This window comes from Brevibacterium linens (genome assembly GCF_003999335.1).
Classification (GTDB): domain Bacteria; phylum Actinomycetota; class Actinomycetes; order Actinomycetales; family Brevibacteriaceae; genus Brevibacterium; species Brevibacterium linens.
The window spans coordinates 523,269-538,043 of sequence record NZ_CP026734.1 but is presented as its reverse complement, the minus strand read 5'-3'; the positions used below and the strand labels follow the sequence as shown (position 1 = coordinate 538,043).

Below are 14,775 nucleotides of genomic sequence, written 5' to 3'. Positions count from 1 at the left end.
CGGTTGGGGCCGGGGCTCCCTGCGTCGGAGAGCGTGAGTGTCGGAGAGTGTGAGTCCAGGCGAAGGTCTACTTCGAGTGGGGACTCGTTGAGTCTGCCCAGGCGATCACAGTGTCTGCGCTGGCCGCGAGTTCCTCATCGTGGGTCGCGACGAGGATGCCCTTCCCTTTCCGCGCCTCCTCACGCAACAAGGCAGCGACCGCCCGACGCATCCGTGGGTCAAGGGCGGAAGTCGGCTCATCGAGCAGGACCAATGGTGCGCTGGTGAGTAGTGCGCGGGCAAGTCCTGCGCGTTGCCGTTCTCCTCCGGAGCATTGCCCTGGTCTGCGAGCGGCGACGGACGGACCGATCTCCAGCCGCGCCAGCATGTGTGCGGCCCGTTCGCGTGCCTGCGCACCGTCGATGCCCTCGCTCAGACGCACGTGGTCGATGATCTGTGAGAGGAGTCGACGTCCGGGGTTGAAGGCTGTGGCACTGTCTTGGATCATGAGCGAGGTTCCACGGGGAGTCACGCCTCCCGTACTCGGCAGCCCATTGCCCGAGACTTCGACCTCTGCAGGCGGAGCCTCGGCAGCCAACCTGCGCAGAAGGCTGCTCTTGCCTGTACCTGACGCCGCCAGCAGCGCGACGACCTCGCGCTCGCGGACCACGAGGTCCAGTGGGCCCAGAGTCGTCGATGTCGCTCGAGGCCCGGCGATGGCGCCGCTTCGGTCATCTCTCTCGGGTTCTGCGACGGCCACGGTCACGGAAGTCCACTGCCCGAGGAGACTGCCTGCATCCCGGTCTTGTCGCCGCGCGGCAGAACCTCCCGGTGGAGGCAGAGTCCTCACGGGCTGTCCGGAGTTCTGCAGAGGGTGGGCGAACGTGACCACACCGTCCGAGACTTCGGCGACAGCGGTCGCAATGGTGTCCAACCACGAGCGCTGGTGGCTGACGATGATGGCCGCTCCCCCGCCGGCTGTGAATCGCGCGAGTTCGTCCGTGACGACGGCTGCCGTTGTCGGATCAAGCCCCGCGGTGGGTTCGTCGAGGACGAGCAGTCGGGGCTGGCCGGCAAGTGCGCGCGCAAGGGAGACTCGGGCCGCCTGTCCGCCGGAGATCTGCCCTGCCTGCCTCCCGGCCAAATGCGGGCTGAGGCCCAAACGGCTCAGGAGCGCAATGCTGTCGATGTCGCGACGCCCGTCTGCGATGACTCTCGACACACTCAGCCGAGCGTCGATGGTGCGTTTCGGGTCCTGTTCCGACCAGCCGATCGACTTCCGCCGTGCTCGTGCCCTGCCGCCTTCGGTCGCTGGCGGATCGGCCCCCAGGAATCTGAATGTTCGGGCGGATACAGGCGTGCCCAGAGGCGGTGCCAGTGCCAGGGTTTCGATCAGTGTCGTCTTCCCTGCTCCACTCGGCCCATGGATTCCGATGATCTCTCCTGGATTCAGCCGCAGCCTGTCCACTCGCAGAAACGGCTCTGACGCGGCCCCTATGACGAGTTCTTCGACGTCGAGGACGGGCTCGTACCCATTGCCGTGTTCGGCTTCTCCGGTGTGACCATCCACACGCAGATGGCTGTGACCGCCTCGCGCTCCGGCGCTGGGGGCCAGAGCTCTGGCGTAGGTGTCGAATCCCATCAGAAGGGAGGCGCTGACCAAGGCCAGCGCTGCGGCCGGCAATGCAACGGACTGCGGTGCGAGCAGGATGCCCGGCAGGTTCTCTCGCACCATGACCGCCCAATCCGGAGTCGGTGGCGGTGGTCCGAATCCGAGGACGTGGAGACCGGCGAGGACCTGAAGACTCGCCAGCACTCGGACGGCCATATCCGCAAGCACCGTGGAACTGAGCGCTGGGATGAGCTCGACGATGCCGATGCGCGCCGCACTGTCTCCACGTCGCTGTGCCAGACGGATGAACTCGGCATCATGCAGCCGCCCTGCGGAGGCGCGGACGATCCTTGCAGACAGGGGCGCGCCGAGGACCAGCATGCCGACCGCCACCGCTGCGATCGACGGCAGGAAGGTCGCGGCACAGAGGACGACGACGGTGCCGGGAAGCGCCATGGCAGTTGCCGTGACAGTGCCGAGGGCACGGTCGATCCAGCGCACTCGGAAGGCAAGCAATCCGAGGACGACCCCACACGCGGAAGCCGTGATGCCGATGGGGATGCTGCCGAGCACCAGCTGCCGTCCACCGGCGATTGTGCGTGAGAACACGTCACGGCCGAGAGCATCAGTGCCGACCAGGGTGCCCGGTGCCGGGGACCACGGAGCGCCGATGACCGCGCTGGTTGACACAGGAGCGAAGGCAGGACCGATGACGGCGATCACCATGACGAGGCACACGAGCATTGTGGGTGCGCCATAGCGGGTGCAGACACGAGCGAATGACAGCAGTGTGCCGCGCCGCAGTGGTCCGATCCTGAATGCAGTCATCGCAGCCGCGTCCGTGACGTGAGCAGATCGGCAATCAGCAGCACAGCCAGGGAGATTCCGACGATGACGAGGCCGAGCCCCTGCACCATCGGAGTGTCCCTGGCTGAAACCGCTGCGACAAGCGCCTGTCCCGCGCCCGGGTAGGCGAGCAGCGATTCGACGATGGCAGTTCCGCCGAGCACCCCGACGCTGAGGAGTGCGGCCACTTGGGTCACAGGTTCAAGCCATCGAGGGAGGACGTGGGCCGTGAGAATGTGGAACGCCGGGGCTCCTCTACGACGTGCTGCGACGACGAGATCGGTCGAGAGCAGATCGTCGGCACTTCCCCGCAGCATTCTCGCACCCCATGCCGCGTTCGGCAGAGCCAGGCACAGGACCGGCAGCAGAAGGATCGATGGGTCAGCCCAGACCGGCTGCCCTGGTTCGGGCAGCGATACTGGGGGCACAAGCTGTGCAGCTGCAGACAGCAGCAGCACAAGCCCCACGATGAGGACGATCTCGGGAAGACCGGTGAGCAGAGAGACGAGGACGGAGACCTGTGTGCCGACAATGCGACCGCGCCACCATGCCAGGATCAGCGCTGTGACAGCAGCCAAGACGACGGCCAGGACTGCGGCAGGGATCGTCGCCGCCAGGGTCAGTGCCATTCGGGTGAGCACGCGCGGCAGCACCGGTGTCTCATCGATGAGGCTGGTCCCCAAATCCCCATGGAACACCCCCGTCCACCATGACACGAGGCGCAGCAGGACCGGCGCATCGAGACCTCGTTGTGCACGGAGGGCTTCGGCTCGCTGCTGGTCGGGACCGGCCGCGGAGTCGGCGAAGTCCCCTGGCAGCACCTCGGTAAGCAGGTACAGACCGGTGACGACGACGATCAGAGTGCCCAACCAGCGGGCGATCGGGCTGAACACTCCCCGAGCGATCACGAGGAGATCGTGACCTTGCTGACGTCGTATCGACTGCCGCTCTTGGGCAGGTCGGAGACCTTCTTGCTCTTGAGACTGATGCTGTCGCCGAAGCCCCAGACCACCCAGCCGCCTTCAGCGGCCATGCGTCGGTGGAGACTGCCGATGAGTTCTGTCCGCTTCGCTTCATCAGTGGCGGCCATGGCTTCCTCATAGACGGAGTCGAAGTCCTTGTCCTTCCAGCCGGTCTCCGAGAAGGAGGAGGTCGAGAGCACGGTAGCGCGCACCAGCGAGGAGAACGTTGTCGAATCGACCGCGTAGTATCCGACGGTGAATGGTTCGACCGTGTAGGCCTCGCTCCAATAGGTGTCCGGTGCGTGCTCCTTGATCTCCACGGTGATTCCGACTTCGGACAGCTGCTCTTTGGCCAGTGCGGCCAGAGGCTTCATCGCCGGATATGACGAAGACGTGTGCAGGGTGGTGTCGAATCCGTCCGGGTGGCCCGCTTCGGCCAGAAGCTTCTTCGCCTTCGGGATATCCCGAGTGACGGAGGGGACATCGTTCGGGACATCGGGATCGTTGAGGCGGATGGTGTCACGGCCGACAGTGCCGTAGCCGAGATAGATCTGGTCGACGAGCGCCTGACGGTCGAGGGCGAGTTTGATCGCGGTGCGCACCCGTTCGTCGTCGAACGGCTTCGTATCCACGCGCAGAAGGAGCGGCACGGCTTCGGCACCGGGGCGGGTGACGACATCAGCATCGTCAGCAGCGGATTTCGCTGCAGCCGGCACGATTCCGATGGCCACGTCGATTCTTCCGCCGGTGACGGCCTGGCTCATCGCCTGGGGGTCTGAGAAGCCTCGGATCTCGAGTGCGTCGACGCCGGGTGCACCGCCCCACCAGTCACCGTGGGCGGACAGTTTCGCTCCGGAGTCGTCGAGTGTCTGCAGGATGAAGGGCCCGGATCCGACCGGCTTGCTGAAATCCTCTGTTCCGTCTTGGACGATGAAGCTTCCGAGAGTGAGGGCCAGTGGAAGCTCCGAGTCGGGCGAGCTGGTGGCCAGCCGCAGTGTCGTGTCGTCGACCACAGAGCTCTTCTTGATGTCGATCGTTCCGATGCGCCCACCGTTCTCGTCTGCTTTGTCGACGATACGGCGGAGGCTGTAGAGGACATCCGCGGCTGTGACGGAATCACCGTTGCTGAACACGGCGTCATCGCGCAGCTTCAGCACCCACTCTGTCGCGTCGTCGTTGGCACTCCAGGAGGTGGCCAATGCGGGCGCTGGTGCACCCTCAGCGTCTTTGACTGCGAGCGTGTCGTAGATGGCGGTCAGGCGGGCCCAGTCGGATTCGGCGAAGAGCTCGCCGTGGGGATCGCTGACTGCGGAGGCGCCGCTGCTGATGGCACCCAAGCGCAGAGTGTCTCCGCCGGACCCGGCTGTCCCACCGCCGCTGTCGCAGGCGGCCAAGAGAAGCGGCAGGGATACTGCGGCGCTGAGGCCGAAGAAGCTCCGTCGGGTGTGGTCGGTCTGGTTGGTCATTGATTCTCCATTGTCGTATCTGCTGGGTGTGCTTCGGCGCCCGCGCGGACCTCCGAGACATCGGAGAGGAATGCCGCGATCGTGCTGGCGGCTTCCTGGATCGCGGGTGTGCGCACTATCGAGTAGTGATGAGCCGGGACATCGGTGATGCGGAAGGTTCCTGCCACCCATGGCGACCAGCCGAGGTCCGCATCGGTCGAGTCGTCGACTCCCATGCCTTCCGCTGAGTTTCGGGGTGATTCGTCGCCTGCACGGATGAGCAGGACGGGTACGTCGGCGTCGAGGCGGCGCGCACTTTGGCCCGCCAGTGCCTCCATATGACGTGCGAAGACGGCGAAGCGGTTGTCGAGAGCTTCGCCTCTCGGCAGCGCTCCATGATCGGCCAGCGACGCAGCAAGGCTTTCCCACTGGGTATGGGGGCCGAGATCCAGTCCCAGGTAGGCCTCGATCGACCGCAGCTGGCGCAGCTTCTGGACATCATCGGCATCAGCGTCGCTGAGTCCGCGCAGGGCGATGATCCGCTCCGGCGCGTTCGAGTCGAGCATGAGGACTGCATCGACGTCTCCGCCGTGATCGCGGATGCGGCAGGCGAGCTCATGGGCCATCGTGCCGCCCATGGACCACCCTCCAACTGTCCAGGGGCCGTCCGGTTGGATGCTGCTGATCATCGTCCGGTACGTCTCCACCATCTCCGGGATGGTGCGGGGCATCGGGTGCCCGTCGAGTCCGGGATCTGCGATCGCGATGACCGGTCTGGTCGTCTCGAGGTTGCGTGCGAGCTCGACATAGCAGAGGATGTCACCACCTGAGGGATGGAGGAGGAATATGGGGCGTCCGGTTCCGGCTCGCAGTTCGAATATCGATTCCTCGGTGGGCAGGGGCGACTGTTGAGCCATCGCTTTCGCCAGGCCCGATGGTGTCGGTTCGGGGAGGAACTCACGTGGGCTGACTCGGGTTCCGAGCCTGTCGTGCACGGACGCGAGCATGCGCACTGCCATGAGCGAGTCCCCGCCGAGTGTGAAGAAGTCATCGGTGGGACCCGGATGCACAGGAAGGTCGAGCATAGTGGCCCACAGCTCGGCGATGCGTGGAAGCATCCGCCGATCCACCGCGTCGGAGCTGCAGGCTTCCGGGGAGGCCGAGATGGGGGCGCGCTCATATGAGCCTTCGAGCGTCGTTGCTGAGGACAGCCGCACCTTCTCGACCCATGATGAAGGCTCCAGCAGTGTGCGGATGGCATCGGCGACATGATCGAGGATCTGGCCGGGCACACCCTCGGCGAGCATTTCATCGACCGAAGCCAGGGAGGCGATGAATTCTCCTTCGAGTTCGAAGACCCGCAGTTCGAGCTCAACCTGCGGCGTGCGGATGTCCTGGTGGAAGTCGGCAAGGTGAACGTGACCGAACGGCCCGAGGTCGGTGACCGGTTCCCCGCCGAGTGCTGAGTCCATTCCGAGTGTCGATTGGAACACCACTGGTGCGATCGGAGACGAGGAGCCTGTGCGTCGTGAGACTTCTCGACCGATGTCGACGGCAGTGATCTGGTCACGACGTGCGCACTCGTCGATCTGTCGCCCGACTGTGTGTATGAGCTCGGCGAGGGTCTCGTCGTCTTTCAGCCGCAGCGGCAGCAGCGCGGTGCGGGAGAACGCGCCGATGAGGCGGTCGACATCGGCATGCAGGGGGATCCGGTTGTGCTGCATCGAGTTCAGCAGGATCTCCTGTTGACCTGTCACCTGGTTGAGTGCGAGAGCGAAGACCGTGAGGACTGCGGTTGCTGGTGTGAGTTCGTGGCTCCGACAGTTTTCGCGCAGGTCTCGCCACGCATCCGGTGAGAGTCGGAACTCTCGCATCGTCATCCACTGAGCGGAAGCACTCTTCTCTTCGCTGCGGGGAAGACGGGGCGCGGCGGGCAGCTCGTCCAGCTGGGCGAACCACCACCGGCGGTGCTCTTCTCGCTGCGTGCTCGGTTCTCGCTCGAGCGCTTCCACATAGTCGCCGAAGTCGATGGCGAGCGGAGGCTCGGCTGCGCCCGGGTCGGCCAGCTGGGCGAAGAGCTCACGGTCGTAGAGGGATGCTGACCATCCGTCCATCGCGAGCAGGCTCGAGGACACGTGAAGGCGGGCGCGAGTGCCTCCGAGCAGGACGACTGCAACGTGGACAGCTCCGTCTGACAGAGGGTTGGGTCCGTTGAGGGCCCACTGGGTGCGCAGCTGATCGAGGGCCGCTGCGGGGTCGTCATCGTCACGCAGGTCGATGACATCGACGTGTGTGAGACCGGAGGAGTCTTCTGGTTCGCGCAGACGCTGAGTGCCGTTGGGCAGAACCTCAACGCAGAGCATCGGCTGATGAGCGGCCACCGCATCGGCGGCGTTCCTCAGGCGCGTACGCAGCTCATCCGTGTCCGGCGTTGCCGTCGGCAGGGTGAGTTCGACGTCGGTGGAGACGTGAGCGGTGCTGTAGGAATTCTCCCAGCCTCCTGTCTGCCCGACGAAATAGCCCTGCTGCAGCGGCAGCAGTCTGAAGGGCGCATGGGCGTCGGGCCGTCGCTCCAGTGCTGCCGACGGGCTGCTCACATCCTCACCTCCGTCCTGGACGGTCAGGAGCGTGGCGATCTCGTCGACTGTGAGATCCGCGCGGACTTGGTTGAGCGGCAGGCTCACTCCGGTGCTTTCACGCAGAGCGGAGGCCATGCGCACGGCCAGGAGAGAGTCTCCGCCGAGGCTGAGGAAGCTCTGCTCACTGATGTCATCCTCGTCGACCCCCAGCAGATCCGACCAGATCTCGACGATGGTGGCGGTGAGGTCCGTGGTCTCGGTGTCCGACGAGGCCGGTGAGGACTCCTCCGAGCTGCTGGCGGCGGTGAAGAGGTCGGTGTAGATCGTGAAGATTTCGCGTGCGCGAGCGAGGTCGATGACCGTATCGCAGACGTCCCACTGCAGGATGAGTTCGCCGCGATGGTCATAGGCCTGGTGGTCGAGCCACACCTGCGGTGTCTGGCTCACTCCGCAGACCTGCGTGCCCAACCACTCATGGTCATGGGGCTCGCGACCGCCGAGCTGATCGAGGCCGAGCATCGAGGTGAAGACGACCGGCACGTTCTGTGAGCGTCCTCGCTGCCTGCTCCATTCGGTGAGGACTTCGATTCCGCTGAAGGATCGGTGGTCGAGGTCATCGATCAGCGTGTCCTGCGTGCGGGAAGCGGATTCCCACAGGTCGTGGCGGCTCAGATCGTCAGCATCGTGGCCGTCCTGGCCTGTGGGTTCTGCGGCTTCGTGGATGAGCATCGTTGAGAATTCGCCGACGACAGCATCAACGCCGGGCAGATCAGGTCGGTCGAAGACGCTCATCGTGATGCTGAAGTGTTCAGCTCCGCTCCAGAGCGCGAGAGCTCTCCTGTAGAGGCTGAGAACGAAGGCAGTGGGGGTGACTCTGTGTCGGCCGCAGAGCTCCTGCAGCTGTGACCAGGTGGTTTCGGGGACTGCCGCGCTCAGACGTGTGAAGTGCGGGCGTGAGGTGTCCCCGGTCTTCGTGGTGATGGCTGGAGCGCCCGGCAGAGTGGGGATGCGTGCGGCCCAGTAGTCTCTGGCGGCGTCCCGCTCGCTGGTGTCGACGGGCTTGAGTGCGCGCAGACATTCGGCAAAGCTCGGCGGGGTCGGTCCCAGCTGGGCGTGTGGGTCGCGGTAGAGCGTTTTGACCTCTCGGTCGACGATCATCCAACTGGCCGAGTCGCAGACGAGCACATCGACGGAGAGCAGGATCCGCCACGATCCGTCCGGCAGGGATACGACCACCGGTTGGATGAGAGGCCACACGGCCGGGTCTGCGACACGAGTCGAGAACTTCTCTCGCAGCTGTGCCAGTTCGGCATCAGCGGTTCTGGTGTCATCGATGGTGATGTGAAGCGGTGTCCATGTCGGGTCGAGGTCGCAGATCTCGTGTCTGCCGTCATCGGAGATGACGGCGCGGAGCATGTCGTGGCGTTTGATGACCTCGCGCCAGGCGTGGTCATAGCGGTCGACGTCGATGTCTGGACAGGAGTATTCGAGATAGAAGTGGCAGCCCACACCCTCGCCGTCGGGTTTGGATGGGTCGAGCCCTCGAGTACGTCCCAGCCAATAGGCATACTGGACTCTTGTGAGCTCGAAACCTGACTCGTGTTGCGGATCGGCTCCATCGGACGTGATCTGAGCGACTTCCACTGCGGGAAGAGCGTCCGCTGGGTCGTTCTCCGTTCGATCAGAGGTGGGTGTCGAACTGAAGGGGAGCTGTGTCTCGAGGAGTGCGGCGCACCCGGCGACCGTGGGTGCCGCAAGCAGGTCTTTGAGACGCAAATTGATGTTGTGCTCGGTGCGGAATGCTGCCAGGACGCGCGTGGCGAGGAGAGAATGGCCCCCGAGCGCGAAGAAATCGGCCTCGGGTGAGGCGACTGTGCGTGAGAGGATGCGAGACCAGGTGTCAGCAACGATCTTCTGCCAGCCGTCGAGGTGGGCTGTGCTGTCGACGTCGATGGCCTCGACGATGGTTCGCTGTGTGTCGAGGTTGTTGGAGCGGGAGTTGAGCTCGTCAGGGGAGGCAGCGAGCATGCCGGGCGCCTCCAGCCTCATGACTCTGATGATCGTTGTGACGGCGTCATCGAGGTCGAGGGCGTGACGCATCGAAATCTCTGCTGCGCTGTCCTGCTCGGCGGCGGTGCCGAGGCGGAGCCGATCGAGGTCGAGTGTCGTCCAGCCGGTGCTGTGCGCCAGCCCGTCGAGGAATCGACCGGCCGCGACATAGGCGCCGAGACCGAATCCGCCGATCGTGCCGGCAGCTGACGACAGGAGCAGCACCGTCGGCGTGCAGGGCAGACTGTCCATGGCTTCGACTAGGCGACGGGCGCCGGTGACCTTCGGAGCGAATGCGGCATTGATGCTCGTGTCGTCGAGTTCGGCCAGCGGCGCGAGGTCGACGTGCACGGGAGCGTGGACGATGTGATCGATCGTCCCGTACTGTTCCATGATCGTGGTGAGGCAGTCGCTGTACGCTCCAGGTGCTGAGACATCTGCGATGAGCACCTCTGTGCGGGAGAGGTCGGTGAGAGCCTGCTCTCGATCTGTCCCGGGGGCCGGTCGACTGCGGCTGATGAGGATGATGCGTGCCTGAGGGTTCTCGGCTTCGATGCGCCCTGCAAGAGCAAGTCCCACTGAACCGAGGCCACCGGAGATCACCCAGACTCTCGCCTCGACGGCAGCCTCGGGGGCGCGAGCGGGCTGCCAGGGCCGCCAGGTGCGCACCCAGGTGCGGTGATGGCGGAGAGCGCGGTGGGGTGAAGCTGCAGTGGACTGGCGGAAGCGTGTGAGCCCGGCAGCGACGCCCGCCCAATCCGGGTCGTCGGGGTCGAGGTCGATGGTGACCCAATCCAGGTCTTCGACCTCCTGGCCGAGTACACGGACAAATCCCGTGGTCGCTGTGGCGAAAGGATTGATCTCCTCGCCGCCGGTGACATCCTCGGCGCCGACAGTGAGGTGGACGACGCGTTTCAATCCGGAGTTCGGGAGCATCCGGGCGTAGTGGGAGAAGGTGCGGGCTTCGGCGCGCAGAGAGCTTTCGTCCTTAGGCTCGCTGAGGTGGATGAGCATGTGTGCACGCGAGGCGTCGTCGACGATCACGGCACCGAAGTTCCGGAGGTTCTTCCGCAGCTTTTCGGGAACGCTGTCGTTGACGAGGACGCGAGTCTCTTCTTCGATGCTGGGGGCTGACGTGGCCGGTTCGCGGCTCCACGTGGGCGTCTGGAGGGGTTCGTCGGCGCTCGGACTGGTGTGGTCTCCGTCGTGCTGGGCGGATCCGACGGTGTCCTCGGGACCGAGCCGATGGGCGATCCCCTCAGCGGTGCGCTGCCACGGGTACGGCGGCACCGTCACCGCTGCTCGGCGAGGCACCAGACGTTCGAGATCGACGTCGACTCCTCGTGACCACAGCTCAGCCAGGATGCGGTCGAAGGCCCTCTGCGCCCGCACCGACGACCCTGAGTCCTCGGGTGCCGTCCACGCCGTCAGGCAGTCGACCGAGCGCGAGGCGGCACCGGAGATCAGATTTCCGCCGGGGCCAGTCTGGACAAGCAGAGACCGGCGTGGGCCACTGACCGCCGTGTCAAGGGCTTGGCTGAAGCGGACAGGGGCGCGCAGATGATCGGCCCAATGACCGGCAGGCAGCGGGTGGTCGACGATGGAGCCGTCGATGCCTGTGATCAGCGGCAGCCGTGGTCGGGGGCGAACGAAATCCTCGGTGAGCGCCCGGATCTGCGGGAGGATCGGGTCGACGACGCGCGAGTGGCTGGCCACAGAGACCTTGAGCGTGCGAGAGTCGATGCCTTCGGCTGAGAGGCGGGCGGAGAGTTCCTCGATTGCTCGGTTCGGTCCGGAGACGACACTGAGCATCGGACCGTTGACTGCGGCGAGGTCGACGTCCGGGTGGTCCGGCAGGAGCGCGAGGACATCATCGGCACTCAGCGGAAGGCTCAACATGGCTCCGGCGGGCAGCTCGGCGAACAGCCTGGCCCGCTCGACAACGAGGTGCAATGCGTCTCGGCGGTCCATGGCACCAGCGACGACCGCTGCGGAGTACTCACCGAGGCTGTGGCCGAGCACCGCATCCGGTCGTACGCCGAAGCTTTCGAGCAGGTCGAGGTAGGCGAGTTCGACCGCGGCGAGTGCGGGCAGCCCGACGCGCGTGTCTTCGCCGCCGCGAGCGTCACAGTCGAGTGCGAATCCACGGGGGTCGATGCCGCCGGCGGCCGCGATCATGTCTGCGCACTGATCGAAGCTGCGTGCAAAGACCGGCTGCGTTCGGTGAAGGCCCGCTGCCATTCCTGGATGCTGTGCTCCACCTCCCGGCATGACGGCGACGAGACTCGGTGCCGCAGTGTCGGCGTGTGCGGGCTCTGTGGTCTCTCCGCCGATGATGGCGCGCCGATGCGGGAGGCGGCGCAGCCCGTGCGCGAGGGTGCCGGCAATGTCCCCTGGCGACTCGATCGCAGTGAGTTCACGCACCTGGACGGTGCGCTCTTCGAGTGCTCCCGGATCGGCTGCGCTGATGAGCAGCGGCGGATCGATCGGCCGGGCCTGAGGTTTCTCACGGGCGGCGGCTGCTTCTGCCTGCAGTGACCTCACGAGCACATGGGCGTTGATTCCGCCGATGCCGAATGCGCTGACTCCTGCGATACGTGTCTGAGACTGCCAGGGCCGAGACTGTGTCGCCAAGGTCAACGGTGAGTGCGCCAATGGCAGTTCCGGGTTCGGTTCGTCCGCGTCGAGGGTCGCCGGAATCTGTGCATGGGAGACGGCGAGGACCGCTTTGATGAAGCCGGCGACCCCGGCGGCGGAATCGGTGTGCCCGATCGAGGACTTCACGGACCCGAGCGCGCACCACGGTGTGTCGGTGCGGCCGAACACCTCGTTGATGGCGCGGACTTCGATCGGATCACCGAGCATCGTTCCGGTGCCGTGGCCTTCGATGAGTTCAACCTCGTCGGGATCGATTTCAGCGGCCGCCAGTGCTTCAGCGATGACGCGCGCCTGCCCGCTGACGGAGGGCGCGGCGAAGCCGACCCGATCGAGTCCGTCATTGCCGATGGCGCTGCCGGCGACAACTGCGTGGATCGGGTCCGAGTCGGCGATCGCATCGCTGAGGCGCCGCAGGACAACTGCTCCCGCCCCCTGGGTGAAGACCGTGCCGCTCGCATCTCTGCCGTAGGCGCGAGTGCGCCCATCACGGGAGAAGGGGCCGTCCGGGACGCAGAGGTACCCGTGGTTCTGGGGCAGCCGCAGTGAGACCCCGCCGGCGATTGCGGTGTCGCACTGGTGGGACAGCAATGCTTCTGCAGCCAGATGGATCGCAACGAGAGATGTGGCGCACGTGGCTCCGAGGCTCACTGTTGGTCCGTCCAGGCCCAGCAGCCATGCGATGCGAGCAGGAAGGTAGTCGCCGACGTTGAGTCCGTGCAGGTGAAGGCTGTTGATGGGATCCGCTCCGCCGGTGGGATGGAAGCGATCGCCGAGGTTGTCGATGAGGTGATGCGAGAACGCCTGACCGGCATAGACACCGACTGTGCCGCGGTGTCCCGGCTGAGCCAAACCAGCGGCTTCCAGTGCTTCGATGCTGCATTCGATGAGGATCCTCTGCTGCGGGTCCATCAGCCGCGCTTCGGTCTCGGAGAGTCCGAGACCGGCGGTGTCGAACTGCGTGGGTGCTTCGAGGCGTCCGCTCACGGGCACGTAGTCGGGGTGAGAGATGAGACGATCAGGTACGCCTGCTGTACGCAGCTCCTCGACGGTCAGTGTCTCGACTCCCCTGGCACCTGTGCGGATCAGATCCCAATAGGCGTCGAGGGAAGGCGCTGAGGGGAACCTGCAGCTCATGCCGACGACGGCGATGGTCTCGTCTGCCTGGTCGGGCTCAGAGGCTCCGAGGTGGTGGACGTGCTGTTGTTCCTTCACTGTGCTGGCTCCTGTCGGCGTCGGGTGTGCCACATATGCTGGTCATATCGGGCAATGGGGTGATCGCTGCCGGGCCCGGGCCAGACTTCGAGCACGGTCCACCCTGTGGCTTCGAGGGCTTGGGACCATTCGTGTGCGGTCAAGAGGATTCGCCCGGTCTCTGCGCGATCGCCGCCGATGCCCGGCCCCGGTGGCGGCGGTGACATGAGGAAGCGCATGGAGATGAGCAGTGGAAGGTGCTCCGTGCCGGTTTCGATGAGCGCGAATTCTGCATCGGTGCGGACGAGTTCTGTGATCGCAGACAGCGCCGACTGCACATTGCGAGCATTGTGCATGACATTGGCGGCGATGACGATGTCGATGTCTCCGACCAGTCCTGGCAGCTGGGCCTGCAGCTCGCTCAGCGGTGCGTTGATGTCGAGCACACCGCTGGTGAAGCCGCTGCGTCCAGCACACCGGCTGAGTGCTTCATGAGTGAATGCGTGTCCGATATCAGTGAAGTGATAGGTCAGAGGCAGATCATCGACGGCGTCGAGGATGATGTCGGTGGAGCCTCCGACTCCTGCCCCGATCTCGAGGATCGCGGGCGTGCGGGCCTCGTCGAGTATCTGCAGACAGCGCCGCCTGACTGCGGATGCGGTTTCCGCGTTGACGTGCTGACTGGCTGTGTTCGACTGGTAGATCTCTGCTGTGATGTCGTCTCCGTCGAAAAGGAGACTGTGCACGGTGATCTCGCCGGCGAGCAGTTCGGGCAGATGGCGCCAGCAGGAGGCGAAGAACTGCGTCAGGGCTGTTCCTGTGGGTTGATCGGCAGTCAGATCCAGTGCCTGAGACCACAGAGCGTCGACGTCGCCGCGCGAGGGAGGGGTGATGCGCCACTGCGAAGCGTCGTCGCTCAGGAAGCCCGCAGCGATGAGTTCGCTGATCCACCGGGCTGCGACAGACCGGTGTTCTGCGGCGATCCCGTCCGCCGCAGCAAACTGCTCAGGTGCGGCCGTGCCCAGTTCAGAGACCATGCAGGCCATGCTCGCCAGTGCCGCCTCGTCCCGCGCCCGATCAAGTCGAATCTCCCGATTCTCAGCGCTCGTTGAATGCTGCGGAGGCGCATCGCGATGCTCGATCATAGGCGACTCCCCCGGAAACGTTATTGATAATGCTTATTATTATTGACAGCCTTCCGAGAATGCAAGTTGATTCGATTGGAGCGCCCGTACTCCTCGCCTGGGCTCAAAAAGACTCCGGCACAGGGGCCAAGGCCCGACAGCAGGAGCGACGGCCCGACTGCAGCGGCCAGGATCAGATTGCGGGCGCAGGGCGGGAAGCGAGGGGCTCACAGTGGATCCGAGGGCCTCGCAGTTAGCCGGTGATCTTCAGCACCAGTGCCGGGTAGGCCAGAGACTCAGCTCCGATATCTCGTGCCGTTGGGCACTGAA

Annotated in this window: 5 protein-coding genes; all 5 read right to left on the bottom strand. The window is 65.2% G+C overall.

Going from position 1 to position 14,775, the window contains the following annotated elements; translation table 11 throughout:
- Nucleotides 1-67: 67 nt before the first annotated feature.
- The 5 genes from CXR29_RS02190 to CXR29_RS02170 are packed head-to-tail and all read right to left on the bottom strand — an operon-like array spanning nucleotide 68 to nucleotide 14,358.
- Nucleotides 68-2,419, bottom strand: coding sequence for an ATP-binding cassette domain-containing protein (locus CXR29_RS02190; RefSeq protein ID WP_127363764.1), 2,352 nt, complete (start codon nucleotides 2,417-2,419; stop codon nucleotides 68-70).
- Nucleotides 2,416-3,345: an ABC transporter permease gene (locus CXR29_RS02185; RefSeq protein WP_127363763.1), complete on the bottom strand. Its 930-nt coding sequence runs from the start codon at nucleotides 3,343-3,345 to the stop codon at nucleotides 2,416-2,418. Before CXR29_RS02185 ends, CXR29_RS02190 begins: the two co-directional genes overlap by 4 nt.
- Entirely contained in the window at nucleotides 3,342-4,865 is a 1,524-nt protein-coding gene (locus CXR29_RS02180; RefSeq protein WP_164742754.1) for an ABC transporter substrate-binding protein, read from the bottom strand. Before CXR29_RS02180 ends, CXR29_RS02185 begins: the two co-directional genes overlap by 4 nt.
- A complete protein-coding gene (locus CXR29_RS02175) occupies nucleotides 4,862-13,342 on the bottom strand; it encodes a type I polyketide synthase (RefSeq protein ID WP_127363761.1) in 8,481 nt (2,826 codons plus the stop codon). Before CXR29_RS02175 ends, CXR29_RS02180 begins: the two co-directional genes overlap by 4 nt.
- On the bottom strand, nucleotides 13,339-14,358 hold the full coding sequence (locus CXR29_RS02170; protein WP_164742753.1) for a class I SAM-dependent methyltransferase: 1,020 nt from the start codon (nucleotides 14,356-14,358) through the stop codon (nucleotides 13,339-13,341). The genes CXR29_RS02175 and CXR29_RS02170 overlap by 4 nt, the downstream gene beginning before the upstream one ends.
- Nucleotides 14,359-14,775: the final 417 nt, after the last annotated feature.